Here is a 24,480-nt window from a genome sequence, read left to right as displayed (position 1 = left end):
GCTGACCGCCGGGCTTTTTTATTTCCCTCACGCTTACCTTTACCCCGCTTTACACACCCGCTCCTCCGTATGCTCTACAGTGTTTTTTGCTGCCGCATTTCGTGCAGCCTTAGCCCTTTTTGCTAACGGAGAGCTTGCATGTTGACCCGACGATTATCCTGCCTCGTGCTGCTGATGGCGCTGGCCTCCCCCGCGATGGCCGCGAATGCCCCTGGCTACGGCGAGAAGCTGGAAGGTTTCGACTATGGCTGGCCGGTAAAGCACTTTACCTTTACCTCGCAAAATCAGTCTCTGGATATGGCCTACCTGGACGTTAAGCCGGAAAACCCCAACGGCCGCACCGCGGTGCTGATGCACGGCAAAAACTTCTGCGCCGGCACGTGGGACGCCACGATCCGTGCGCTGTCAGCGAGCGGATATCGGGTGATAGCCCCTGACCAGATCGGCTTCTGCAAATCCACCAAGCCGGAGCGGTATCAGTACACCTTCCAGCAGCTGGCGGATAACACCCACGCGCTGCTCAAATCGCTCGGCGTCGAGCGCGTGACGGTCATCGGCCACTCGACCGGCGGCATGCTGGCGACCCGCTACGCGCTGATGTGGCCGCAGCAGGTTGAACAGCTGGTGATGGTCAATCCGATTGGTCTGGAGGACTGGAAAGCGCGCGGCGTGCCGCACATTACGGTTGACCAGTGGTACCAGCGCGAGCTGAACGTCAGCGCCGACGGCATTCGACAGTACGAGAAAAATACCTACTACGCCGGGGAGTGGAAGCCGGAATACGAGCGCTGGGTGACTATGCTCGCCGGGCTTAACAACGGGCCGGGCAAGACGCGCGTGGCCTGGAACTCGGCGCTGCTCTACGACATGATTTACACCCAGCCGGTTATCTATGAATTTAGTGAGTTAAAGATGCCGGTATTATTGATGATCGGTATGAAGGACAACACTGCCATCGGGAAAGACCTCGCCCCGCCGGAAATCCGCAAGACGCTGGGTAACTATGCGGTATTGGGGAAAGAGACGGCAAAACGTATTCCACACGCGACGCTGGTGGAGTTTAGCGACATGGGCCACGCGCCGCAGATGCAGGATCCTGCACGCTTCCACGAGGCGTTGCTGAAAGGTCTTCAGGCGCGCTGACTCGTCTCCAGCAGCAACCCGCGCAGCCACGCCTGCGCGGGGTTGCGGTGCGTTCTGCCGTGCCAGGCCATGCTTTTGGTAAAGCCGGGCACGGGAACCGGTGTCTCGCAGACAAACATCCCCGTCTGGTTTTCCGCTATACGTGAAGGCACGACGGCAATCATTTCGCTGAGAGCCAGCACGTCTGGCAGGACCAAAAAGTGGCTCACCGAGAGTCCCACGTGCCGCGTCCGGCCAATTTTCTCCAGCGCGCTATCGGTTACGCCGCGAAAACAATCTCCCTCGTAAGAGACCAGCACATGCTCCAGGGCGCAAAATCGGTCTATCGTCAGCGGTTTTCCGGCATCCGGATGGTTGGCGCGCATCATGCAGACGTACCGTTCATCATAAAGCGCACGGCTGTGAAGCTCATCTGGCGTGGTGTGGGGAGTGATAAGCGCTACGTCAATAACGCCCTGCTCAAGCTGGCTGACAAGGCTACCGGGGGTAACGGGCACCACGCGCACGCGAATACCCGGTGCCTGCGTCTTAAGGGCGGCGATAAACGGCACCACCACCGCACGCAGAGCGTAGTCGGTCGCGGCAAGGGTGAAGGTGAGACTGGCGGTGAGTGGATCAAAAGCGACGGGCTGCAGCAGCACGTCGATATCCGCCAGAATACGTTTTACCGGAGCCGCGAGTGCTTCCGCGCGCGTCGTTGGCACTATCCCGTGCGGTGCGCGGATAAACAGCGGGTCGTCGAAGTTATCCCGCAGGCGGTTGAGCATGCCGCTCACGGCGGGCTGGGTCAGCGCAAGACGCGCCGCCGCGCGGGTAACGCTGCGCTCGTCCAGCAGAGCATCCAGCGTTTTCAGCAGGTTAAGATCCAGCGTGCGCAGATCTGCTTTCATGACGATTTTCCACCTCTTTTCCGATCACTATTATGGCGCTGCCCGCTGTCGACGAGCTGCGTTTCCCGCTATGATGAGCGGCTAGTCGAAGGAGAACGCATGGTCTGGATAATGCTGGCAACACTTGCCGTGGTGTTTGTGGTTGGATTTCGCGTTCTGACCTCAGACTCTCGCCGCGCCATCAAACGTTTAAGCGAGCGCCTGGGAGTCACCCCGATGCCGGTCGAGTCGATGATCGACCAGTTTGGTAAATCCTCCGGGAATGAATTTATCCGCTACCTTGAGCGCCCCGACGAGGCGCATCTGCAAAATGCCGCCCAGGTGCTGCTGATCTGGCAGGTTTGCATCGTCGACGGAAGCGAAGAGAATCTGCATACCTGGCACCGCCTGCTGCGTAAAGCCCGCCTGGCTGCGCCGATCACCGATGCGCAAATCCGCCTCGCGCTCGGCTTCATGCGCGAGATAGAACCCGATCCGCAGGAGCTTAACGCCTTCCAGCTGCGCTATAACCAACTTTTCCTTCCGGAAGAGGGCGTGTTTTATCTGCACTGATATCACGAAACGTGATGAAGAGTATAAAGCATCGTCATTAGATTTATACCTCTCGCAGGCGCACCCTCTCCTCATCCACTAACACGATGAGGTGAACCATGAAACAATCCGCCATTATCTGGCCGAACGACTACCTGCCAGGCACCACCGATAACTTTGCATCCAACGAAATCATCGTCGCCGGGCTGAGCGCAAAAGAGATTTGGGCGCAGCTTAACGACACTACCCTGTGGCCGAACTACTACAGCAACGCTGAGGACATCCGTTTCCATGACGGCAGCGGTCCGGAACTGAGTGCCAACGCCCGCTTCCGCTTCACGACCTTTGGCTTTCCGGTTGAGGCGCAGGTCACGGAGTATGTTCCGCCCGCTGACGGAGAAGCCGCGCGTATCGCGTGGCACGGCTGGGTGGAGGGCGATGCCAGCTCGCGTCTGGATGTGATCCACGCCTGGCTGTTTGAAGACTTGCCGGGAAACCGCGTCCGTATTCTTACCCAGGAGTCGCAGAAAGGCATCCCTGCGCAGGAACTTGCTCGTACCGTGCCGAATCCGATGATTAACGGGCACCAGGAGTGGATCGTCGGGCTGGCGAATGCGGCGATGCAAGAAAAGTTGTCAAATCGTTAAATCCGTCACACTTTTGATGATAAACTGCGCGACTTTTCCGCACGTTTTTATCTTCAGGTGACGCCATGACAGAACATATCCAGCCCACGACCAGACCGCAGACCAAAGAGGTTTCTCGCCCCAACTGGTCGGCGGTTTTCTCCGTGGCGTTCTGCGTCGCCTGCCTGATTACCGTTGAGTTTCTACCGGTGAGCCTCCTGACGCCGATGGCGCAGGATCTGGGCATTTCCGAAGGCGTGGCGGGGCAGTCCGTTACCGTCACCGCCTTCGTGGCGATGTTCGCCAGCCTGTTTATTACCCAGGTGATTGGCACCATCGACCGCCGCAAGGTGGTCATCCTGTTCAGCGTGCTGCTGACACTCTCCTGCCTGCTGGTCTCCTTCGCGGAAAGCTTCACCCTGCTGCTGCTGGGGCGCGCCTGTCTGGGGCTGGGGCTGGGCGGCTTCTGGGCGATGTCGGCCTCCCTCACCATGCGCCTGGTGCCCGCGCGTACGGTGCCAAAAGCGCTTTCCGTTATCTTCGGTGCGGTTTCTATCGCGCTGGTGATTGCCGCGCCGCTGGGCAGTTTCCTGGGCGGGATTATCGGCTGGCGTAACGTCTTTAACGCGGCGGCAGTGATGGGCCTGCTCTGCATTATCTGGGTGTGGAAGGCGCTGCCGTCCCTGCCGGGCGAAGCGGCGCATCATAAGCAGAACATGTTCGCGCTGCTGAAGCGCCCCGGCGTGCTGGCGGGAATGACCGCGATCTTTATGGCCTTTGCCGGGCAGTTTGCCTTCTTTACCTATATCCGCCCGGTGTTTATGACCATGGCGGGCTTTGACGTCGACGGACTGACGCTGGTGCTCCTGAGCTTCGGTATCGCCAGCTTTGTCGGCACGTCGCTGTCGTCGCAGTTCCTGAAGCGCTCCCTGAAGGTGGCGCTGGCGGGTGCGCCGCTGGTGCTGGCAGTGAGCGCCACGGTGCTGGTGCTGTGGGGCAGCGATAAGTGGGTCGCGTCTGCCATTGCGATTATCTGGGGCTTTGCCTTTGCGCTGGTGCCGGTGGGCTGGTCGACGTGGATCACCCGCTCGCTTGCCGATCAGGCGGAAAAAGCCGGGTCGATTCAGGTGGCGGTGATCCAGCTGGCGAACACCTGCGGCGCGGCCATTGGCGGCGTGGCGCTCGACCATCTGGGGCTGACGTCACCGCTGGTGATTTCCGGCACGCTGATGCTGCTGACGGCGTTGCTGGTGGCGGGGAAGGTGAAGGCGCGTTGATTGATTAATAGTCACTTCATCGATATACTTGTACCGTAACTTGTACAGGAGGGAATATGCAGGTTGTGACGTTTACCGAAGCACGAAGCCGACTCAAAGATGTGTTGGACGACGTGAATGACAACGTGGAGACAACCATCATCAGCCGCCGAAACGGGGGAGATGCGGTGGTCATGTCTCTGCAGCACTACAACTCGATGATGGAAACCATCCACCTGATGAGTTCGCCTGCTAACGCCAGCCGACTGATGGAGTCAATCGCACAGGCTAATTCCGGAAAAACCACGCAGAGGGATCTGATAGATGACCAGGCTACTGATTTGGACTGATAACGGTTGGGATGATTACCTGTGGTGGCAGGAGCAGGACAAGAAAACGCTTCGCAGAATCAATAAATTGATTGAAGATGCGAAGCGTCAACCCTTCGATGGACTGGGTAAGCCGGAACCCCTTAAAGGTAACCTTTCCGGGTACTGGTCCCGTCGAATCAATGATACTGACCGTCTGGTTTACGGGGTGTCGGATAGCGCTCTTACGATTTTAATGTGTCGTTATCACTATTATTCGTAGATCACGCCGATGTCCTCACCCGTCTTCTTGAATCCATCGAAATCAGCACCACCGACGACACAATCAGCAGCGTCCCCAGCCAGTCCGGCAGGGTGAACGCCACGCCCAGCAACATCACCGACAGCAGCGCGCTGCTCAGCGGCTCGGCGCAGCTCAGGATGCTCGCCTTCGGCCCGCCGATCATCTGTGCGCCTTTCAGGTACAGGCTGAACGTCAGCGCGGTGCCAATCACCACCAGATAGAAAAAGGCCAGCAGCAGGCTGCCGTCAATCACGAAGGTCGTCCCGCGCCCGGCGTAGAACGGCGTCAGCATTAACCCGGCAATCAACATGCTCCAGCCGACAATCGGCAGCGTGCCGTAGCGGGCGATAAGCGTCGACGGGTACGTCGTATAAAACGCGGCGGCAAACGCCGAGGCGATACCGAAGAACAGCGCGGCAGGCGAGATGGAGAGCGAGGTTGGGTCGCCGTGGGTGACCAGCAGAAAGGTACCGACAAGCGACGTTAAAATGGCCGACAGCACAAACACGCCGGGACGCTTTTTCCGCGCCAGGGCGAACCACGCCACGATGATGGTCGGGGACAGAAACTGCAGCACGGTGGCGGTCGCAGCGTTGGATTTTTCAATCGTCAGCAGAAAGGTGAGCTGCACGGTGAGCGCGCCGACGAGCGAGAAAATCAGCAGGCTGAGGGCGTCTTTGCGATGCCTGATGACCGAGAAAATCTTGTCGCCGTGAACGAAGGAGAGCGTCAGCAGGATCACGCCGGTAAACAGCAGGCGAACCATGGTCAGGTAAGGCGAAGAAATGTGGCTTTTCTCCATGATGTACTGCGCGCAAACCCCCGAGCTGCCCCATAAAACGGCGGCGATCAGGACGTTTAGCATCCCTTTACGTGTGGAACCCATGTTCTCCCCTGCGATGTTGTCGTTAATTCGGCCAACAGCATAGCATGGTTGTGTGCGGCCTGATGCCCTCACCCCGGCCCTCTCCCACGGGGAGAGGGAGAAAACACTAAAAACGGCAACGTTGCGTTGCCGTTTTGCTTCTACCTTGCTTAGAACCACGCCTCCCACATCGCGCCAACGTTGAAGTCGTCGAGGGTTTCGTCTTTGGTGTTGTTCACGCGCGCGGTGCGTTCGTTATCCACTTTACCGCCGGTCACGTAGAAGCGCAGCATCGGACGGAACTCCGGCCCCATGGCGATGGACATGTTCTGCGAGAGGGTCAGCTTCCAGCCCTTGTTGTCGCCGCCGTTGTCGTAATCAACGTGCTGCCAGCCTGCTTCCAGCCAGGTGGAGTGAACGTCGTTCCACCAGTGCATAGGGCGCACGATGGCGTTGTAGTTCTTGCGGTTGTCGGTCTTATCGCGGCTGTTGTCGTAGTCGTGGAAGGCGAGGATGTACTCCACCTGCGTCGCCTGGGTGAATTTGTACAGCCCTTCAAAGCTGGCGTAAACCGTGGTCAGATCCTCGGTTTTGTTGAACACGCTGTTGTCCGCGTTATCAGAGTAGCGGGCAATCACCTTGTTCACGCCGCTGTCGTTGGTGTGGCTCAGCACCACGCCGCCCTGCCAGGCGTTCAGACGTTCATCGCTCTCCACCGCCTTGGAGTCAAAGCCGTAGTTGGCGTACAGCTCCATGTCGATCGGGCCGAGCTTCATGCCGTGGATTTTTGAGGTCGCGGCGTAGTTACCTTTATCGCCCGTGCCGGAACCGCCGGTACAGGTGATGCGCGACGGGTTGGCCTCATCTTCCATCACTTCCGGACTACAGGATTCCACCGCCGCCACGGCGGCCACGTCGAACTGCACGCCGCCGATGTCGAAGTTCTTCACCCCGGCGCCCTGGCCGTCGTGGTTCATCCAGAAGTAATCGTTGATGCCCTGCTGCGGACGCTGGTGGAAGTCACGACCGGCCCAGAAATAGGCGTTCGGGTTGGAGGCCATAATGTTGGTCACGCCCGCGTAGGCTTTTTTCAGGTTAACTTCGTCACCCCAGTGGTCGATCATCACGTTAACGTCCCAGATGGCGCCGTTTTCACCCTTGAAGGCCTTGGAGAGCTGGAATTCCCCGCCGTTGCCTTCGTTGCCCAGACGACCAATGGCGGACGCGCCGTTGTAGGAGCCGTCCACCGCCACGTATTTCTGATCGGCGGCCTGGAAGTGCGCGCCGTAGCGGGCGTAGCCGGTAAATTTAATCCCGAACGGGATCGCCATATCCGGGGATTGCGCCGCGCTTTGCGGCTCGGTCACCACGTCCGCTTTTTTCGCGACCGCCGCATCCATTTTGGCCTGACGTTCGGCCAGGGCTTTATCCACCGCTTTCGCCACAATGGCGTCGATTTGCTCCTGGGTGAATTCTTGTGCGAGCACGGAAATTGGGCAAAGCGCGGCGATAACCGCCATGGTTAATGGAAGTTTTTTAATCGTATTCATGGTTATCTCAATATAGTTTAATTTTATTCAGACAATAACCATCCCGCTCCGATCTGACAGAATATGTCGCTATCATCAGAACAAGTGGAATTCTATTTAAGGTACAGAGGTATTACATTAGTTTATTTCGCCATAGACTATCTCTGATATAAATGAATAATTTCTTCGGATAATTCACGCGCTAATAAGGAGTTCATTAAATGATCCTGCGCGTGCACCATAATTAACGTCATCGGCTGGCGGCCTTCGCCCGCGTCCTGCTCGATCAGTTTGGTCTGCATCTTGTGCGCCTGGCGTGCGTAGCCGTCGGCTTCGCGCAGCAGGCTTTTGGCTTCGTCAAGGTTGCCCTGACGCGCCGCGTGCAGCGCTTCAAAGCAAAGGCTGCGGGACTGTCCGGCGTTGACGATAATTTCCATTACGGCTTCTTCTAGTGCGATCATCATCATTACTCTTTATCAAAGCTATTATTTAAGGCGGTGGCGGCAAACCACTCCCCGCTTTTCTTAATGGTGCGCTGCTGCGTCTTTAAATCGAGCTGGATAAATCCGTAGCGATTTTTATACGCGTTACACCACGACCAGTTATCAATAAACGTCCACATATGGTAGCCAAGACAATTGCACCCTTCGCTAATACCCTTATGCAGCCAGGCTAAATGTTCGGAAATAAAATCAATGCGGTATTGATCGTTAATCTGGCCATTTTCAATAAAACGCTGCTCATTTTCGACGCCCATGCCGTTTTCAGATATAAAGCAGCGAGGATTACCGTAATTGTCGCGCAGGTTGACCAGAATATCGTAAATACCCGGCTCGTAAATTTCCCAGCCGCGGTACGGGTTCATCTTGCGGCCCGGCATCTCGTAGCTATCAAAGAACCACTCCGGCATAAACGGCGCCTGCGGGTTCACCGCGCTGTCGCGACACTTTACGCGACGCGGCTGATAGTAGTTCACCCCGAGCAGGTCGATTTTCCCTTCCGCAATCAGGAAACCGTCTTCCGGTTTACAGGCGGGTAATTGATCGTAGGATTTCAGCAGCGCCACCAGGTCTGCCGGGTATTCGCCGCGCAGGACCGGGTCAAGGAAGCTGCGGTTAAACATCAGATCCGCAACGTGCGCCGCCTTCACGTCCGCCGGGTTCTGCGAGCGCGGGTAGGACGGCGTCAGGTTCAGCACGATGCCGATCTCCCCCGCGTAATGCCCGGCGCGGTAGGCCTGAACCGCCTTTGCATGCGCCAGCACGGTGTGATACGCCGCGGTGGCTGCCCGGCGGAAATCCACCACGTTCGGATAGTGGAAGTCGTACAGATAACCGCCTTCCACCGGCACGATCGGCTCGTTGAAGGTAAACCAGTGCAGCACGCGATCGCCAAACAGCTCGAAGCAGATCTGCGCATAGCGGGCGTACGCGTCCACCACGTCGCGGTTTTCCCAGCCGCCGATTTCCTGCATCGCCATCGGCATGTCGAAATGGAACAGGGTGATGAACGGCGTGATGCCCTGTTCATTCAGCTCATCAATGACCTGATTGTAAAAATCGACCGCTTCCGGGTTCACTTTACCGATACCGTCAGGGATCAGGCGCGCCCAGCTAATCGAGGTGCGAAAGCTGTTGTGGTTCAGCTGTTTCAACAGCTGAATGTCCGTTTTCCAGTGCTGATAAAACGTGGAGGTCTGCTGCGGCCCCACGCCGTTGTGAAAACGGTTCGGCTCGCGGGCAAACCAGTAATCCCACGTGGTTTCGCCCTCTCTTGCCCCTTCGGTCTGGAGAGCGGAGCTTGCGCTGCCCCACCAGAAGTTATCGGGAAATGCGTATTTCATGATTCTTCCTCTTTGACTTAATTGCTGGCGGCTTCAGCGTTGCCGACGGTTGCCTGGGCCTTCTGCTCTTCGTTTTTGATGAGCGTACGCTCATAGGCGCGCAGGAACGGCAGGTACATCAGCGCGGACATCACCATGCAGACCAGGCACATCACCACCGGGCTGAGCGCCCAGTTGGCCGCCCATGACGCGCCAATCGGTGCAGGGGTGGTCCACGGGGTCAATGACACGACCTGTGCCAGCCAGCCGAGTTTAGTTGCGCCGTACGCCAGGCAGGCGTTGACCAGCGGAACGCACACGAACGGGATAAACAGCATCGGGTTCATGATGATCGGCGCGCCGAACAGAATCGGTTCGTTGATGTTAAAGAAGCTTGGCACCACGCCCATTTTGCCGATGGTGCGCAGGTGCGTAACGCGGCTGCGCAGCAGCAGGAACGCCAGCGGCAGGGTCGAGCCTACGCCGCCAATCAGCAGATAGTGATCCCAGAAGCCCTGCAGGTAAACGTGCGGCAGCGCCGCGCCAGCCGCCAGCGCCGCCTGGTTTGCCGAGAGGTTGGCCATCCAGAACGGGTTCATGATGCCGGTGACAATCAGCGAGCCGTGGATACCCGCAAACCAGAAGATCTGGCACAGCAGCACGGAGAGCAGAATGGCGGGCAGGGAGTCAGACGCGGACACCAGCGGTTCCAGCAGGTGCATGATCGCCTGCGGGATAATCATCCCGGTTTGCGCTTCGATGAACAGGTTCAGCGGGTGCAGGGTACCGATCACCACCATCACCGGGATCAGGATCTCAAACGAACGCGCCACGCCGGTGGGCACTTCCTTCGGCAGGCGAATGGTGACGTTGTTCTGCTTCAGCCACGCATAGACGCGGGTGGCGTAGATCGCGGTAATCAGCGCGGTGAAGATGCCCTGGCCGGAGAGATACTGGGTCGAGATTTTGCCGTCGGCATAGGGCGCGGCGACCAGCAGGAAGGCCATAAAGGCCAGCAGGCCGGACATTACCGGGTCAAGGTTGAACTGACGCCCCAGGCTCGCTCCAATCCCCACCGAGATGAAGAAGGTCATCACGCCCATGCTGAGGTTAAACGGCAGCATCAGCTGCTCGCGGTAGGTCTGGGAGAAATCCAGCCAGCCGCGGGCGAAGCTGTTGGTGGTATCCGCCGAGAACGGCGGGAAGATAAACACCAGCATAAACGAGCCGATGATCATGAACGGCAGCGCGGCGGTAAAGCCGTCGCGGATGGCAATCACGTACTTTTGCTGGCCCAGCTTTGCGGCCAGCGGGGTAATTGACTGCTCAATCACCGCGACCATGGATTGATATAACGAACTCATGTGAACACCTTTTAGTGTGCCGCTTCGATGAGCGACAGAGCATAGTCCAGTACTTTATCGCCACGCTGCATGCCGTAGTCCATCATGTCGATGGGCTGTACCGGAATGCCTTGCGTCGCCGCCTTGTCTGAGAGTGTCTTTAACATGTATTTCACTTGCGGTCCGAGAAGTACCACCTGGTATTGCGGAAACTGCGTATCAAATTCGGAAACACCGTACGCATCAATCTTCACCGGCAAACCACGTTCTTTCGCGACATCGACCATTTTGCTGACCAGCAGGCTGGTGGACATCCCGGCAGAGCAGCACAGCATAATCTTGAACATCGACAACCATCCTCTAAATGTAAATAGTTATTGCGAGGATGATTGGACATGATACGGAAACCGGTTTCCATTCATAAAAGACAGAAGTGTGATAACCATCAAGATCCCTTACTTATGAGGCTAGTTAACCGGATGCGTATCACATAATTTGGCTGTTTTGACATCATTTTGAGTGGAAACGGAAAATCGGTTTCCATGAAAAGCGGAAACGGATATACTCCGTTCTGGCTATAATCTGAGCCGTAGCGGTGATGGAATTTGCAGGCGCGAGGTAAGCCTGCCAGGGGAAAGAGATGTCGACAATCAATGATGTATCACGTCTTGCCGGGGTGTCGAAAGCCACGGTATCGCGAGTGTTGAGTGGGTCGCGCGGCGTTAAGGAAGCCAGCCGTCAGGCCGTTCTGAAGGCCGTGGATGAGCTGAACTATCGTCCTAACGTAATTGCCCAGTCGCTGCTGAGCCAGTCGACGGGCTGTATTGGCGTGATTTGCGCGCAGGAAAACATTAACCAGACCACCGGTTATCTGTACGCGCTGGAAAAACAGCTCAGCCAGCACCAAAAACATCTGCTGCTGCGCTTCGCGCACAGCAAAGCGGAGGTGATGCACGCCCTTGAAGAACTCTCCTGCGGGCTCTGTGATGATATCCTGGTGATTGGCGCGCGTTTTCCGCTGGACGTCGAGATGGACAACGTCATCCTGGTGGACTGCATGGAGTCTGATAACGCCAACAGCATCCAGTTCGATCACGCGTTTGCTGCCGAAACCGCCTGTAACTACCTGACCAGCCAGGGTCGACGCCAGATTGCCCTCATTCATCCCCACGGCAGCGGGTTTGCCGACCAGGTTCTGCTCGGCTACAAGCACGCGCTGGAGAAAAATTTCCTGCCCTTTAACCGCAACCTTGTGTTCATGGACGCCACCTCTTCGTCCGTTGCGCTTCAGGAGCTGCTGAATAACGCCAGCACGCTGAATTTCAACGCGCTGCTGGTGGCCGACGAGCAGGAAGCCCAGCGGGTGATCCCGCAGCTGCAGGCGTTTAACAAATCGGTGCCGGACGACATCATGGTCTTCAGCCTTGCCGGATCGCTCCACCTGCCGGGTATTCCGGTGATCCCGGCGATTGAATATTCCATGGATGCCATGGCGGCGCGTATCGTGAGCTGGCTGACGGAAAAAACGCAGATGCTGGGGTCGTACGTGCTGCGCGGGGATTTAATTATTCCGGATATGCGGAAGCGTTAAACGTGTGATGTAGGCCGGGTAAGCGCAGCGACACCCGGCAAACAGCTTTCAATAGTCTTCCATACAATCCACCTGACTGACGGCATCCCAGTAGGCGTCCAGATTGTCGCGCTTCACGGCGGTGATGGCGTTTTTAATCAGCAGCTGGTTGGCCTCCGACGACAAAATCATTGCCTGCCAGGCCTTATCGCTCTGCTTTTTTTGCGGCGTGCAGGTTTTTTTCACATCTTTCAGAACCTGCTGTTTTATCTGGGCATCTTTCGCCGGATCGTCCTTCTCCTGCGCGTGGGCAAACGCGGCGAACAACAGGCAAACGAGCAGGCAAACCAGGTGCGCAGCTTTCATCGAAACCTCCAGTTAACGTCACATGCTTCCCATGAAATATATCGTTACATTCAGTGTAGCGATTCCAGCCGAAAGTATGATTTTCTCTTTTCTGCGCATGAGAATCGCCCACCGATGAGGTTACTGAATCCCGCCGCCCAGCGACTGCCAGAGCGTGATGCGGTTTTCCAGGTCGGTTTGCTGTAGGGCAATCAGCGATTCCTGCGCCGACCACAGCGACCGCTGCGCGGTAAGCACCGTCAGATAATCCCCCGCGCCTGCCTTATAGCTGCGCGTTGCCACATCCAGCGTTTTTTGCTCCGCCGCGACGTATTCGCGCTGGGCGTCAAGCTGCTCGCTCAGGGTTTCACGGCGCGCCAGCGCGTCGGCCACGTCCTTAAACGCGCTCTGGATGGCTTTCTCGTAGGTGGCGATCAGCCCCTTCTTCTCCGCTTCCGCGTAGCGCAGCTGTGCCAGGTTGTTCCCGCCGCTGAACAGCGGCAGGGTGATGGACGGCGCAAACGACCAGACCTTCATCCCGTGGCTGAACAGGGAGGAGAGCGAATCGCTGCCGACGCCCGCGCTGGCGGTGAGCGAGATGGTCGGGAAGAAGTTGGCGCGCGCCGCGCCGATGTTGGCGTTGGCGCTCAGCAGGTTATGCTCGGCCTCCTGAATATCCGGGCGACGCAGCAGCGCGCTGGAGCTGACGCCCGCCGGGATCAGCGTGATGGCATTATCGCTCAGGCTCTCCAGCGTGCCGGGCAGCAGGTTGTCCGGCACCGTATCGCCCGCCAGCAGATTAAGGGCGTTTTTGTCCTGCATCACCAGCGTCCGGTAGCTCGCCACGCTGGCGCGCGCCTGCTGGTACACCGCCATCGCTTCACTAACGTCCGTTGCCGCCGCCACGCCGACGTCCTGCTGGCGCTTCACAATCTTGAGCGAGTTCGCCGCGCTCTCCATCGTGGATTTCGCCAGCGCCAGGTTGCTGTTATCCGCCGCCAGCGTCACCCAGGCCGTGGTCAGCTCGCTAACCATCGTAAGGCGCGTGTTCTGCGCGGTGAACTCGCTGGCAAGCCAGGTTTCACGCGCGGCGCGGGAGAGGCTCTGGTTGCGGCCAAACAGATCCAGCTCGAAGCTGGAGACCGCGCCGTTGGCTTCGTCGCTGGTGGTCACGCCGCTCGCCAGCGTGCGGCTGCGGGTGTGGCTCAGCTCGGCGTCTACCGTCGGGAACAGGGACGAGCGCGTTTCACCGTACTGGGCGCGGGCGGCGTCGATATCCGCAATCGCTTTTTGCACGTCGCGGTTGCTGTTAAGTGCCATCGTCACCACGCTTTTCAGCCGCGCGTCGTTCATCACCTGCTGCCACTGGCTCACCACGGCGGTGGCTTCGCCGTGCGCGCCGGGTAAGGTTGCCGGGACGGGGGCGTCCGGGCGTTGATACGTTGGGTCTAACGACACACAGCCTGCGCTCAGCAGGGCTAACGCTAAAATAGATACACGAAACATTATGACCTCCGGTTTGCGTGCTTACCGGAGAACAGACGTTTCACCAGTACAAAGAATAAGGGGACGAAGAAAATCGCCAGCAGCGTCGCGGCCAGCGTCCCACCGATAATGCCGGTACCAATTGCCACGCGGCTGTTGGCCCCGGCACCGGTTGCCACGGCCAGCGGCGTCACCCCTGCGATAAACGCCAGCGAGGTCATGATGATCGGACGCAGACGCGTCTGAGCGGCACGCAGCGCGGCGCGCGTCAGGGAGTACCCTTCAGCGACTTTGGCTTCGGCAAATTCCACAATCAGGATGGCGTTCTTCGACGACAGGCCGATGGTGGTCAGCAGCGCCACCTGGAAGTAGACGTCGTTGTTCAGGCCGCGCAGGGAGGCGGCGACGGCCGCGCCCAGCACGCCAAGCGGGATCACCATGATGACCGAAATCGGCACCGACCAGCTCTCATACAGCGCTGCCAGGCACAGGAACACCACGAGAATGGAAAGGGCATAAAGGCTCATCGCCTGACCGCTCGCCAGTTTTTCCTGCAACGACAAACCGCTCCACGCCCAGGTGCTGCCGGACGGCAGGCTGTTTGCCAACTGCTCCATTTTGCTCATCGCCGTGCCGGAGCTGGCGCCGCTGGCGTTTTCGCCCTGAATCTCATACGCCGCCGAGCCGTTGTAGCGCACCAGGCTTTCCGGGCCGTACTCCCAGCGGGTGGTGGCGAAGGCGGAGAACGGGGTCATGGTGCTGTCGCTGCCGCGCACATACCATTTGTTGAGATCCGACGGTACGGCGCGATAGTCGCTGTCGCCCTGGATGTAGACCTTTTTCACGCGGCCGCGATCGATAAAGTCGTTCACGTAGGTACCGCCCCAGGCGCTGGAGAGGGTGTCGGTGACGTCGCTCAGGGATAGCCCCAGCGACACGGCCTTGTTGTTGTCGATATCGACCTGAAGCTGCGGCATCTGCGGCAGATCGTTGGCGCGCACGGCGTGCAGCGAGCTGTCCTGGTTGGCTTGACCAATCAGCTGGTTACGCAGTTTCAACAGCGCGTCACGGTCGGTGCCGCCGCTGGCCATCAGCTCAAAGGTAAAGCCGTTGCTCTGGCCCAGACCGTCCACCGCAGGCGGCGTCATGGCAAAGATGGTCGCATCGCGGATGGTGCTCAGTTCCTGCGTGGCGCGCAGGGCGATGGCCTGGGCGGTATTCTCCTCGCCTTTACGTTCGGACCAGTTTTTCAGGGAGACAAACGCCATCCCGGCGTTCTGGCCGCTGCCGCTGAAGCTGAAGCCTTCAATGGTGAAGATCACGTTGGTGTTGGCTTTCTCTTTGGTGAGAAACCACTCGCGTACCTGGCGGCTGACTTCGGCGGTACGCACCGTCGTCGCGCCGGCTGGCAGGGTGTACTGCACCATGATTTCGCCCTGGTCTTCCGTTGGCAGGAAGCTGCCCGGCAGCTTAAGCATGGCGAAGCCCATTGCGCCACAGAGCAGGGCGTAGATGACCAGCATGCCGCCGGAGCGGCGCAGGGCCCGCAGCACCTTGTTCTGATAGCCATGCTCGGTCCTGCTGTAGAAGCGGTTAAACGCGCCGAAGAAACCTTTCTTGTGCAAAGCCGTGTGGCTCAGAATTGAGCCGCAAAGCGCGGGCGTCAGGGTCAACGCCACCACCACGGAGAGGAACATCGCCGAAATGATGGTGACCGAGAACTGACGGTAAATCACCCCGGTGGAGCCGCCGAAGAAGGCCATCGGCAGGAATACCGCAGAGAGCACCAGCGCAATGGCGATCAGCGCACCGGAGATTTCGCCCATCGATTTTTCGGTGGCTTCGCGGGCGGGCAGGCCTTCGTCGCGCATAATACGCTCGACGTTTTCCACCACCACGATGGCGTCATCCACCAGGAGCCCAATCGCCAGCACCATCGCAAACAGCGTCAGGGTGTTGATGGAATAGCCGAACAGCGCCAGCACGCCGAAGGTGCCCAGCAGAACGACAGGCACCGCCAGCGCCGGGATCAGCGTCGCGCGGATGTTTTGCAGGAACAGGTACATCACCACCACCACGAGGATAATGGCTTCGAACAGGGTCTGAATTACGTCCTCAACGGAGATCTTGATGAACTCGGTGCTGTCTTTCGGGTAGGCCACGTCGTAGCCTTCCGGCATCGACTTTTTGAACTCAGCAATCTTGTCTTTTACCGCCGTCGCGGTGTTGAGCGCGTTCGCACCCGGTGAAAGCATGACCGCCATACCCGCCGCCGGGTGGCCGTTGAGCTTCGCGGTGGCGGTGTAATCTTCGCTGCCCATCTCCACGCGGGCGACGTCGCTGATGCGCACGACCGCGCCGTTGGACTGGCTCTTCACGATGATGTTTTTAAACTGATCCACCGTCTGCAGGCGCGACTGGGCGCGGACGGTGGCGGTCAGCTGCTGGGCGTTTGACGAGGGCAGCGCGCCGATTTTACCGGCGGAAACCTGCACGTTCTGGGCTTCAATCGCGCTCTGCACGTCGGACGGCATCAGCGAGTAGGACGCCAGCTTCGCCGGGTCGAGCCAGATGCGCATCGCGTATTCCGCACCGAACACCTGCAGGCTGCCAACGCCCTCCACGCGCGCCAGCGGGTCCTGCATATTGCTCACCAGCCAGTCGGCGATATCCGAGCTGCTGGCGGTGTCGGTTTTATCGTACACGCCCATGATCAGCAGGAAGTTGCTCTGCGATTTCTCGACGGTAATACCGGACTGCTGCACCTCGGTCGGCAGGCGAGATTCTGCCTGCTGAACCTTGTTCTGCACCTGTACCTGCGCGGTGTCCGGGTCGGTTCCCTGCTCGAAGGTGACGTTGATGCTTACCGACCCGTCCGAGCTGCTGGTGGAGGTGAAGTAGAGCAGGTTATCCAGCCCGGTGAGCTGCTGCTCGATCACCTGCGTCACGCTGTTTTCCAGCGTCTGCGCGGAGGCACCGGTGTAGGTGGCTGAGATCTTGATCGACGGCGGGGCGACGTCCGGGTACTGCGCGACCGGCAGCGAGCGGATAGCGAGCATCCCGGCGAGCATGATAAGAATGGCGATAACCCAGGCAAAGACCGGGCGACGCACGAAGAAACGGGAAAACATCAGGCGTTTCCTCCGCTGGCTTTCATCTCTTCGGCTTTCACTTCCTGCCCGGCGGTCACCTTGTCGGTGCCTTCCACAATCAGCTTATCGCCCGCCTTCAGGCCGCTCAGCACCAGCCATTTGTCGCCGTAGGTGTCGCCCGTTTCCAGCTGACGCTGCTCGACCTTGTTACTGGCATTCACCACCAGCGCGGTAGCGGTGCCTTTGGCATCGCGGGTGATGCCCTGCTGCGGCGCGAGGATCGCGTCGTTCATGATGCCTTCATCCACTCTGGCGCGGACAAACATCCCCGGCAGGAGCTGATGCTGCGGGTTCGGGAAGACGGCGCGCAGCGTGACGGAGCCGGTTGATTCATCCACCGCCACTTCGGTTAACGCCAGGCGGCCTTTTTCACCGTAGGTGCTGCCATCTTCGAGGATTAACGACACGCTTAGCGTATCGCTATTGGTGGCAAGGGTTTGCTTGCGTAAACGCAGCAGATCGGCGCTGGAACGCGTGAGATCGACGTACATGCTGTCGAGCCCGCGAATGGTGGCGAGGGCGGTATCCTGCTGAGCGGTCACCAGCGCGCCGGGGGTGACGGAGGAGATGCCGATACGTCCGGCAATCGGTGCGGTCACGGTAGTCCAGTTGAGGTTAATGCGCGCGCTTTCCTGCGCGGCCTTCTTTGACTCGACGCTGGCCTTGTCCTGTGCGCAGGTGGACTTCGCATCCTCTGCGTCCTGACGCGACACGCCGTCATCTTTCACCAGCTGCGCATAGCGCTGGGCCTTCTGGCAGTCGGCCTGCACCAGCGCCTGCGCCTGCTTCAGCGCCGCGGCGGCTTCATCGTAGGCGGCGCGGTAGCTGGAAGGGTCAATTTGATACAGCGCCTGTCCGGCCTTGACCGTATCGCCTTCGGTGAACAGCCGCTTCTGGATAATGCCGCCTACCTGCGGGCGCACTTCGGCGCTCATGGCGGCGGTGGTGCGGCCCGTCAGCTCGCTGACGACGGAAACAGGCTGGCTCATGAGCGTGACAATCCCCACATCCGGAAGAGGATGCCGGGGAGCAGATGTTTGCGCATTATCGCACCCTGCCAGGAGGAGTAATGCCGCGATGGAGGTTGTTATGGTTTTCATAATCTTTTTCCAGGGTGAACGATGCCTGCCCTGTTAATCGCTTAACAGGGAGGAGGGCTATTTAAAGGCACAGCGATACCGCATCTCTGGCTGAGCCAGAAATGTAAAAAAGGGGAATTACGTATTCCCGCTAATTATTCATATGCGATTACTTCGCAGAGAAAAGCATATTTAAAATATCCTGATAAAGAGGTTCTAATTGTTCTGACGGTACTTTTAACGGCGCGAGTCGGCGGTAAATCGTTCCTTCGATCATCACGGCGGTAATCTCCACGCAGCAGCGAATATGCTCATCGCTCAGGTGGGGGAACTGCTTTTTCAGGTGCTCGCAGGCGTTGGTAAACATGCGCGATTCGGCTTCGATCAGCATGGCGGCAACCTGAGGATTACGCGTGGCCTCGGCGGACATTTCCAGCATCAGCGCATCGTCATCCTCGTTGAGCGTTTGCCGCCAGGCGAGGGCCTGCGGCATCCCTTCAACCAGCGTTTTGCCCTGCATCTCCTCGATGCGCGAGTCGATGATGCGGCGGATCATCTCTTCGATAATCGCGTCTTTGTTGCTGAAATAACGGTAAATTTGTCCGACGCTGAGCTTCGCCTCGCTGGCAATCTGCGACATGCTGGCGGCGTGAAACCCGCTGGCGCGAAAGCAGCGGCGCGCGGCGGTGATGATCTCGTCCTGGCGCAATTTTTGTCGTTCTTCCAGCTTTGTGCTCATCGTCGGCTACCGTGTAAAAGTGAGAATGATCGTTCTCATTATACGTTTTAGGTGCGTATTGGAAAGGCTTTTTTTATTTACATATTGAATGAATATTTCCTGGATTAAACAATGGAGGAAATAAGGAGTTTTTATGAAGGTTAAGCTGTGAGATATTCAGATTGCGCTGAAAATAAGGAGAACAATATGCAGTTGAGCATTACTAAAAAAGTCACACCCGAAGAGAAAGAAGAGTTATTTGTGGGATTAAGAGCTTACAACGCCCAGTTTTTAGATATGGCGAACTTTAGTGGCGACATTGGCGTTTACGTACGTGACGATAATGGCGCCATGCTGGGCGGATTAATCGGCGTGCGCAAAGGTGACTGGCTTAATATTGACTATCTCTGGGTGAGCGACACCGTACGGGGAACCGGCGTGGGCAGCAAGCTCATCAAAACGGCAGAAGAGGAAGCCCGACGCCAGGGCTGCAAGCACGCGCTGGTGGATACGGTCAGCTTCCAGGCACGCCCGTTCTATGAAAAACAGGGCTACCGGCTGCAGATGTCGCTGCAGGATTACCCCTATGCGGGCATGCAGCGCCACTATCTGGCAAAGACGCTTTAACCGCCGATCCCGGTGCCGATTACGGCAAGCGCATGACGGACAATGATTTCCGGCGAGAGGGATTTTAGCCTCTCGTCATTGCGCATGCGTGAGAACGGCACCAGCACCAGGCTCAGCAAGGTGGTAAACAGCAGCTCCGGTGCCAGCGCCTGATTCAGCTTCCCTTCCTGCTGCCAGCGTTTGAGGGTGGCAAGCGTCGCCTGATACTTCTCGTCACCAAACCGCGCCTGAAGATGGGTGCGCAGTACCGGCATTTCGCCAATCACCTCCTGCATCCACAGCGGTGCAAACCAGGGATACTGTTCCGCCAGTTCGGCCAGCACGTTAACCATTTCCGTCAGGGCGTTCACCGGCGAATCCCGGTTATCGGCGAAAATCGTCCCGATCCGCTCGCGTAACGGCAGGAAACGCTCCTCAATCATCGCATCCAGCAGTTGCTCTCGGGAGTTGAAGTAATAGTGCAGCATTGCGGGCGTGACGCCCGCCTCTTTGGCAATGGCGTTGAGTGAGGTATTGGCGATCCCCTGACGGGAAAAGAGGTTCAGGGCGATATCCAGCAGCTGTTCGCGGCTGGCGGTGACGCGTTTACCCCCGCGAGGGCGGCCGGGGCGGCGCGGTTCAGAATTGTCTTTTAATGCTGGCATGACCACGGTGCCTCTTGATCTTATTCATCACTTCCACAAATATTAATTATGCGATTAATTAATTTCAAGCGATCTCTTATGGAATCCGACGTCATGAACCCACCCGCGCAAAAAGCGCCGTCGATTAAGCTGCTGTTCAGCGCGCTACTGCTGGTGATGCTGCTTTCTGCGCTTGATCAAACCATCGTCTCTACGGCACTGCCTACCATTGTCGGTGAGCTGGGCGGCCTGGATAAGCTCTCCTGGGTAGTGACGGCCTATATCCTCAGCTCTACCATCGTGGTGCCGCTGTACGGTAAATTCGGCGATCTGTTTGGCCGCAAAATTGTCCTGCAAATCGCCATAGTGCTGTTCCTCGTGGGCTCCGCGCTGTGCGGGTTGGCGCAGAACATGACCCAGCTGGTGCTGATGCGCGCCCTGCAGGGGCTGGGCGGCGGCGGCCTGATGGTGATCAGCATGGCCGCCGTGGCGGACGTGATCCCGCCTGCCGATCGCGGGCGCTATCAGGGGCTGTTTGGCGGCGTGTTTGGCCTGGCGACGGTCATTGGGCCGCTGATCGGCGGGTTTATCGTCCAGCACGCCTCCTGGCGCTGGATTTTCTACATCAACCTGCCGCTGGGGCTGTTTGCGCTGCTGGTAATAGGCGCGGTATTTCACGGCAGCGCGCGGCGCAGCAGGCACGAGATAGACTATCTGGGGGCGATTTACCTCAGCATGGCGCTGCTGTGCATCATCCTGTTTACCACCGAAGGCGGCACCGTTCGCCCATGGAGCGACCCGCAGCTGTGGTGCATTCTGGCCTTTGGCCTGACGGGCATTGCCGGGTTTATCTATGAGGAGCGGCTGGCGTGGGAGCCGATTATTCCGCTGTCGCTGTTCCGCGACCGCAGCTTCCTGCTCTGCAGCCTGATTGGCTTTATCATCGGTATGTCGCTGTTTGGCTCAGTGACCTTCCTGCCGCTGTACCTGCAGGTGGTGAAAGACGCCACGCCAACGCAGGCCGGTTTGCAGCTCATTCCGCTGATGGGCGGGCTGCTGCTGACCTCGATTATCAGCGGGCGGATCATCAGCCGTACCGGGAAATATCGCCTGTTCCCGATCCTCGGCACGCTGCTCGGCGTGGTGGGGATGTTTTTACTGACGCGCATTTCAATCACGTCGCCAACCTGGCAGCTTTATCTGTTCACCAGCGTGCTGGGCATGGGGCTGGGACTGGTGATGCAGGTGCTGGTGCTGGCGGTGCAAAACAGCGTGTCGGCGGATCGGTACGGCGTAGCCACCTCTGGCGTCACGCTCTTCCGCTCCATCGGTGGGGCCATCGGCGTTGCGCTGTTTGGCGCGGTGTTCACGAATATTCTGCAATCGGGGCTGATGGAAAGCCTTCCGGAAGGCGCGGAACTGCCGCGCGAGCTGAACCCGACCGCCATTCATCATCTGCCAGACGCCCTGAGGCTGGACTACCTTGATGCGTTCGGCTCGGCCATTCATGCGGTATTCCTGCTGGCGGCAGGGATTATGGTGCTGGCGTTTGCGCTGTCGTGGTTTTTACGGGAAGCGCCGCTGCGTCGGCAGGCGTGAGGTTAGCGGTTCGGTTATTTTTTGCGAGTCGCTTTCTGAAATTGAAGCGTCGACGTTGTCATGCCTTCTCGTCGTGGCGCATGCTCTGGCCAGTTCAATAAAACAACAGAGGTTACAATGGAGCGAACAGCAAAACTGATCAAAAAAGGGCGAAAGCAGGCTGTTGTTCTGCCTGCTGAGTTTGCGTTTGATACGGAGAGCGTTTACATCCGGCGGGATGACGAGGGGAATGTTGTTTTGACGGCAAGATCGGAGAAAGAGCGACACAGGGATAACTTTTTGCGTTTGCTCAAACAAACGCATGTGCCGGATTCGTTTCTGAGCAAAGAGGAGCGTAATCAGAGCTATTCGACACGAGATCCTCTGGAAGGGCTGTAGAACATGCTGCATATGCTGGACACAAACATCGTAAGCCATCTTGTGAGGCAACACCCCGAGGTTCTAAATCAATATTCGCGTATCGCGCCTGAAAAAATGTGTATTTCAAGCGTAACGGAGGCTGAATTACTTTATGGCGTAGCCAAAAAGCAAAACAACCGACTGCACAAAACCATAGTGGAATTTCTAAAAACTATCACCATTTGTGACTGGGACAGTGAAGCCGCAGCCGCCTACGGCGAGCTTCGTGCAGTGATGGAAAAGAAAGGGAAGGTGATGGGCGATCTCGACCAGTTGATCGCTGCGCATGCCATCAGCCGGGGTACGACGATCGTCACCAACGATCGCGCATTTGGGATGGTGCAAGACCTTAGGGTAGAGGACTGGACTACCGCAGCCTGATACCCATCGCCCGGTGGCGCTTTGCTTACCGGGCCTACAACACCTCCGCGCGTAGGCCGGGTAAGCGCAGCGTCATCCGGCAATAGGCCGCATATAACTTATCCTTCTTATTGATTCCTTTTCGTTTTTTAGCGCGCCGTCGCGTTGTCGATATAGTCTTCAAAACGTTTAACAAAAGGAACTGTCTCGTGAAACTTCGACTGGGTGCGCTTCTCCTGACTGGCCTGCTGCTCGCGGGCTGTGACCAAAGTAGCAATGATGCCAAACACATTAAGGTCGGCGTGATTAACGGTGCCGAGCAGGACGTGGCGGAGGTTGCTAAAAAGGTGGCAAAAGAGAAATACGGTCTGGACGTGGAGCTGGTGGGCTTTAGCGGATCGCTGCTGCCCAACGATGCCACTAACCAGGGAGAGCTGGATGCCAACGTCTTCCAGCACCGCCCGTTCCTCGCAGAAGATAACAAGGCGCACGGCTACAAGCTGGTTGCCGTTGCAAACACCTTCGTCTTCCCGATGGCTGGCTATTCCCGCAAGATTAAATCGGTGAATGAACTGAAAGACGGCGCAACGATTGCCATTCCTAACGACCCAACCAACCTCGGTCGCGCGCTGCTGCTGCTGCAAAAAGAGAAGCTGATTGCCCTTAAGCCGGACGTTGGCCTGCTGCCGACGGCGCTGGATATCACCGCAAACCCTAAAAATCTGAAGATTATGGAGCTGGAAGGCGCGCAGCTGCCGCGCGTGCTGGACGATCCGAAGGTGGATGTCGCCATTATTAGTACCACCTACCTCCAGCAAACCGGCCTGTCGCCGGTTCATGACAGCGTCTTCATTGAAGATAAAAACTCGCCGTATGTGAACATTGTCGTGACGCGTGAAGACAAGAAAGATGCGGAAAACGTGAAGGAATTCATACAGTCGTATCAGTCGCCTGAGGTAGCAAAAGCGGCCGAAACGATCTTCAACGGCGGCGCGGTGCCAGGCTGGTAAGTTTGGCCCAATTCCATCGATCATCGCCCTTTAGCCCACATCGTAACGCGTGGTCACGGGCTATTCTCCTTATCACACCCACCGGAGGATAGCCCATGAACATTACTCAGATTCGCAATGCCACTCAGCTGATTACCTACGCGGGAAAACGTTTTTTAGTTGACCCCATGCTCGCGCCGAAAGGGGCTTACCCCGGTTTCCCGGGCACGGCGCATGCAGATATTCGTAACCCGACCGTTGACCTGCCTGTTGAGGTTACTACGCTGCTCGATGCCGACGCGGTGATTGTCACCCACACGCACGACGATCATTGGGATCAAACCGCCATTGCGCTGATCGCCAAAGACAAACCGATTTATGTACAAAACGACAGCGACGCCGCGCTGCTGCGCAGCCAGGGATTTACCCACCTGACGGTGATGACCGAAGAGACCGCATTTGATGACGTAAGCATCGTGAAAACCCACGGCGGCCAGCACGGAACCGATCGCGCTTATGCCGTGCCGGACCTGGCGGAGCGCCTGGGCGAGGCCTGCGGCGTCGTCTTCCGTCATCCTGACGAAAAGACGCTTTATATCGCCGGGGATACCATCTGGCGTGAAGAGGTGGCGACCGACATGCAAAAACACCAGCCGGATGTCGTGGTGTTGAACGCCGGTTACGCGCATGTGATTGGTTTTGGCCCCATTATCATGGGCGAGCAGGATGTGCTGAACGTGCATTTTCTGTTGCCTGAGGCGCAGATTGTGGCGACCCATATGGAGGCCATCAACCACTGTCTACTGACCCGCCGCGCGCTGCGTGAATACGCCGAAGCCAACCAGTTTAGTTATGCGTTGAGCATTCCCCAGGATGGTGAAAGCGTTATATTCTGAGCACCACAGAGGGAAGGAGAG

General features: G+C 57.9%; 26 protein-coding genes. 13 read left to right on the top strand and 13 right to left on the bottom strand.

Annotated elements, in window-relative coordinates:
• Positions 1-138 precede the first annotated feature (138 nt).
• Positions 139-1,143, top strand: coding sequence for an alpha/beta fold hydrolase (locus KK102_RS18940; protein WP_216358216.1), 1,005 nt, complete (start codon positions 139-141; stop codon positions 1,141-1,143).
• Here KK102_RS18940 and KK102_RS18935 read toward each other — a convergent pair.
• Positions 1,131-2,033: a LysR family transcriptional regulator gene (locus KK102_RS18935; protein ID WP_216358215.1), complete on the bottom strand. Its 903-nt coding sequence runs from the start codon at positions 2,031-2,033 to the stop codon at positions 1,131-1,133. The genes KK102_RS18940 and KK102_RS18935 overlap by 13 nt on opposite strands.
• Positions 2,034-2,132: 99 nt before the next feature.
• On the opposite strand from KK102_RS18935, the gene KK102_RS18930 reads away from it, so the two are divergent.
• The 5 genes from KK102_RS18930 to KK102_RS18910 all read left to right on the top strand — a co-directional run bounded on the left by KK102_RS18930 (position 2,133) and on the right by KK102_RS18910 (position 5,037).
• Positions 2,133-2,585 (top strand): DUF1198 domain-containing protein, encoded by a 453-nt coding sequence (locus KK102_RS18930; RefSeq protein ID WP_126545754.1) that lies wholly within the window; start codon positions 2,133-2,135, stop codon positions 2,583-2,585.
• A gap of 98 nt (positions 2,586-2,683) precedes the next feature.
• On the top strand, positions 2,684-3,211 hold the full coding sequence (locus KK102_RS18925) for an SRPBCC domain-containing protein (RefSeq protein ID WP_109081964.1): 528 nt from the start codon (positions 2,684-2,686) through the stop codon (positions 3,209-3,211).
• A 65-nt stretch (positions 3,212-3,276) separates the two neighbouring features.
• On the top strand, positions 3,277-4,467 hold the full coding sequence (gene nepI, locus KK102_RS18920; protein WP_126545753.1) for a purine ribonucleoside efflux pump NepI: 1,191 nt from the start codon (positions 3,277-3,279) through the stop codon (positions 4,465-4,467).
• A gap of 56 nt (positions 4,468-4,523) precedes the next feature.
• Positions 4,524-4,796 carry a type II toxin-antitoxin system Phd/YefM family antitoxin gene (locus KK102_RS18915; protein WP_045631197.1) on the top strand — a complete coding sequence of 91 codons (273 nt, stop codon included), beginning with the start codon at positions 4,524-4,526 and terminating at the stop codon, positions 4,794-4,796.
• Positions 4,771-5,037, top strand: coding sequence for a Txe/YoeB family addiction module toxin (locus KK102_RS18910; protein WP_041911701.1), 267 nt, complete (start codon positions 4,771-4,773; stop codon positions 5,035-5,037). The genes KK102_RS18915 and KK102_RS18910 overlap by 26 nt, the downstream gene beginning before the upstream one ends.
• A 1-nt stretch (position 5,038) precedes the next feature.
• On the opposite strand, the gene KK102_RS18905 is transcribed toward KK102_RS18910, so the two are convergent.
• The 6 genes from KK102_RS18905 to KK102_RS18880 form a co-directional block, all read right to left on the bottom strand.
• Positions 5,039-5,944 (bottom strand): DMT family transporter, encoded by a 906-nt coding sequence (locus KK102_RS18905; RefSeq protein WP_216358214.1) that lies wholly within the window; start codon positions 5,942-5,944, stop codon positions 5,039-5,041.
• A gap of 149 nt (positions 5,945-6,093) precedes the next feature.
• Positions 6,094-7,473, bottom strand: coding sequence for a carbohydrate porin (locus KK102_RS18900; RefSeq protein ID WP_033144328.1), 1,380 nt, complete (start codon positions 7,471-7,473; stop codon positions 6,094-6,096).
• 137 nt (positions 7,474-7,610) lie between these two features.
• Entirely contained in the window at positions 7,611-7,913 is a 303-nt protein-coding gene (locus KK102_RS18895) for a PTS lactose/cellobiose transporter subunit IIA (RefSeq protein WP_074166029.1), read from the bottom strand.
• A gap of 5 nt (positions 7,914-7,918) precedes the next feature.
• Positions 7,919-9,295 carry a glycoside hydrolase family 1 protein gene (locus KK102_RS18890; protein WP_216358213.1) on the bottom strand — a complete coding sequence of 459 codons (1,377 nt, stop codon included), beginning with the start codon at positions 9,293-9,295 and terminating at the stop codon, positions 7,919-7,921.
• Positions 9,296-9,312: 17 nt separating this feature from the next.
• Positions 9,313-10,638 (bottom strand): PTS sugar transporter subunit IIC, encoded by a 1,326-nt coding sequence (locus tag KK102_RS18885; protein ID WP_126545749.1) that lies wholly within the window; start codon positions 10,636-10,638, stop codon positions 9,313-9,315.
• Between the two features lie 11 nt (positions 10,639-10,649).
• On the bottom strand, positions 10,650-10,964 hold the full coding sequence (locus KK102_RS18880) for a PTS sugar transporter subunit IIB (protein WP_010426508.1): 315 nt from the start codon (positions 10,962-10,964) through the stop codon (positions 10,650-10,652).
• Positions 10,965-11,257: 293 nt separating this feature from the next.
• Between KK102_RS18880 and KK102_RS18875 the strand changes: the two genes are divergently transcribed.
• Positions 11,258-12,208 carry a LacI family DNA-binding transcriptional regulator gene (locus KK102_RS18875; RefSeq protein ID WP_047649987.1) on the top strand — a complete coding sequence of 317 codons (951 nt, stop codon included), beginning with the start codon at positions 11,258-11,260 and terminating at the stop codon, positions 12,206-12,208.
• A 48-nt stretch (positions 12,209-12,256) separates the two neighbouring features.
• Here KK102_RS18875 and KK102_RS18870 read toward each other — a convergent pair whose 3' ends face one another.
• The 5 genes from KK102_RS18870 to KK102_RS18850 all read right to left on the bottom strand — a co-directional run bounded on the left by KK102_RS18870 (position 12,257) and on the right by KK102_RS18850 (position 18,987).
• The gene (locus KK102_RS18870; protein ID WP_126545748.1) at positions 12,257-12,553 is read right to left on the bottom strand and encodes a YicS family protein; all 297 of its coding nucleotides are present in this window, start codon (positions 12,551-12,553) and stop codon (positions 12,257-12,259) included.
• A gap of 120 nt (positions 12,554-12,673) precedes the next feature.
• Positions 12,674-14,038, bottom strand: coding sequence for an efflux transporter outer membrane subunit (locus tag KK102_RS18865; RefSeq protein ID WP_216358212.1), 1,365 nt, complete (start codon positions 14,036-14,038; stop codon positions 12,674-12,676).
• Positions 14,038-17,148, bottom strand: coding sequence for an efflux RND transporter permease subunit (locus KK102_RS18860; protein ID WP_216358211.1), 3,111 nt, complete (start codon positions 17,146-17,148; stop codon positions 14,038-14,040). The genes KK102_RS18865 and KK102_RS18860 overlap by 1 nt, the downstream gene beginning before the upstream one ends.
• Positions 17,148-18,269, bottom strand: a complete 1,122-nt coding sequence (locus KK102_RS18855; protein ID WP_216358210.1) for an efflux RND transporter periplasmic adaptor subunit — start codon at positions 18,267-18,269, stop codon at positions 17,148-17,150. Before KK102_RS18855 ends, KK102_RS18860 begins: the two co-directional genes overlap by 1 nt.
• 148 nt (positions 18,270-18,417) lie before the next feature.
• On the bottom strand, positions 18,418-18,987 hold the full coding sequence (locus KK102_RS18850) for a TetR/AcrR family transcriptional regulator (protein WP_216358209.1): 570 nt from the start codon (positions 18,985-18,987) through the stop codon (positions 18,418-18,420).
• A 186-nt stretch (positions 18,988-19,173) separates the two neighbouring features.
• Here KK102_RS18850 and KK102_RS18845 point away from each other — a divergent pair, with 186 nt between their 5' ends.
• Complete coding sequence (locus tag KK102_RS18845) at positions 19,174-19,593, top strand: GNAT family N-acetyltransferase (protein WP_216358208.1); 420 nt, start codon at positions 19,174-19,176, stop codon at positions 19,591-19,593.
• Here KK102_RS18845 and KK102_RS18840 read toward each other — a convergent pair.
• Positions 19,590-20,237 carry a TetR/AcrR family transcriptional regulator gene (locus KK102_RS18840; protein ID WP_126545743.1) on the bottom strand — a complete coding sequence of 216 codons (648 nt, stop codon included), beginning with the start codon at positions 20,235-20,237 and terminating at the stop codon, positions 19,590-19,592. The genes KK102_RS18845 and KK102_RS18840 overlap by 4 nt on opposite strands.
• A 93-nt stretch (positions 20,238-20,330) precedes the next feature.
• Between KK102_RS18840 and KK102_RS18835 the strand changes: the two genes are divergently transcribed.
• From KK102_RS18835 to KK102_RS18815, 5 genes are all read left to right on the top strand, one after another.
• Positions 20,331-21,815: an MDR family MFS transporter gene (locus KK102_RS18835; RefSeq protein WP_216358207.1), complete on the top strand. Its 1,485-nt coding sequence runs from the start codon at positions 20,331-20,333 to the stop codon at positions 21,813-21,815.
• 117 nt (positions 21,816-21,932) lie between these two features.
• A complete protein-coding gene (locus KK102_RS18830) occupies positions 21,933-22,193 on the top strand; it encodes an antitoxin (protein ID WP_216358243.1) in 261 nt (86 codons plus the stop codon).
• Between the two features lie 3 nt (positions 22,194-22,196).
• Positions 22,197-22,595: a type II toxin-antitoxin system VapC family toxin gene (locus KK102_RS18825; RefSeq protein WP_216358206.1), complete on the top strand. Its 399-nt coding sequence runs from the start codon at positions 22,197-22,199 to the stop codon at positions 22,593-22,595.
• A gap of 188 nt (positions 22,596-22,783) precedes the next feature.
• Complete coding sequence (nlpA, locus tag KK102_RS18820) at positions 22,784-23,584, top strand: lipoprotein NlpA (RefSeq protein ID WP_109081970.1); 801 nt, start codon at positions 22,784-22,786, stop codon at positions 23,582-23,584.
• Positions 23,585-23,679: 95 nt separating this feature from the next.
• Positions 23,680-24,459, top strand: coding sequence for an MBL fold metallo-hydrolase (locus KK102_RS18815; RefSeq protein WP_126545741.1), 780 nt, complete (start codon positions 23,680-23,682; stop codon positions 24,457-24,459).
• Positions 24,460-24,480: the final 21 nt, after the last annotated feature.

This window comes from Enterobacter quasimori, from assembly GCF_018597345.1.
GTDB classification, from domain to species: domain Bacteria; phylum Pseudomonadota; class Gammaproteobacteria; order Enterobacterales; family Enterobacteriaceae; genus Enterobacter; species Enterobacter mori.
Note: the sequence above shows the minus strand (reverse complement) of the source record. Positions and strands in the feature narration are given on the sequence as shown.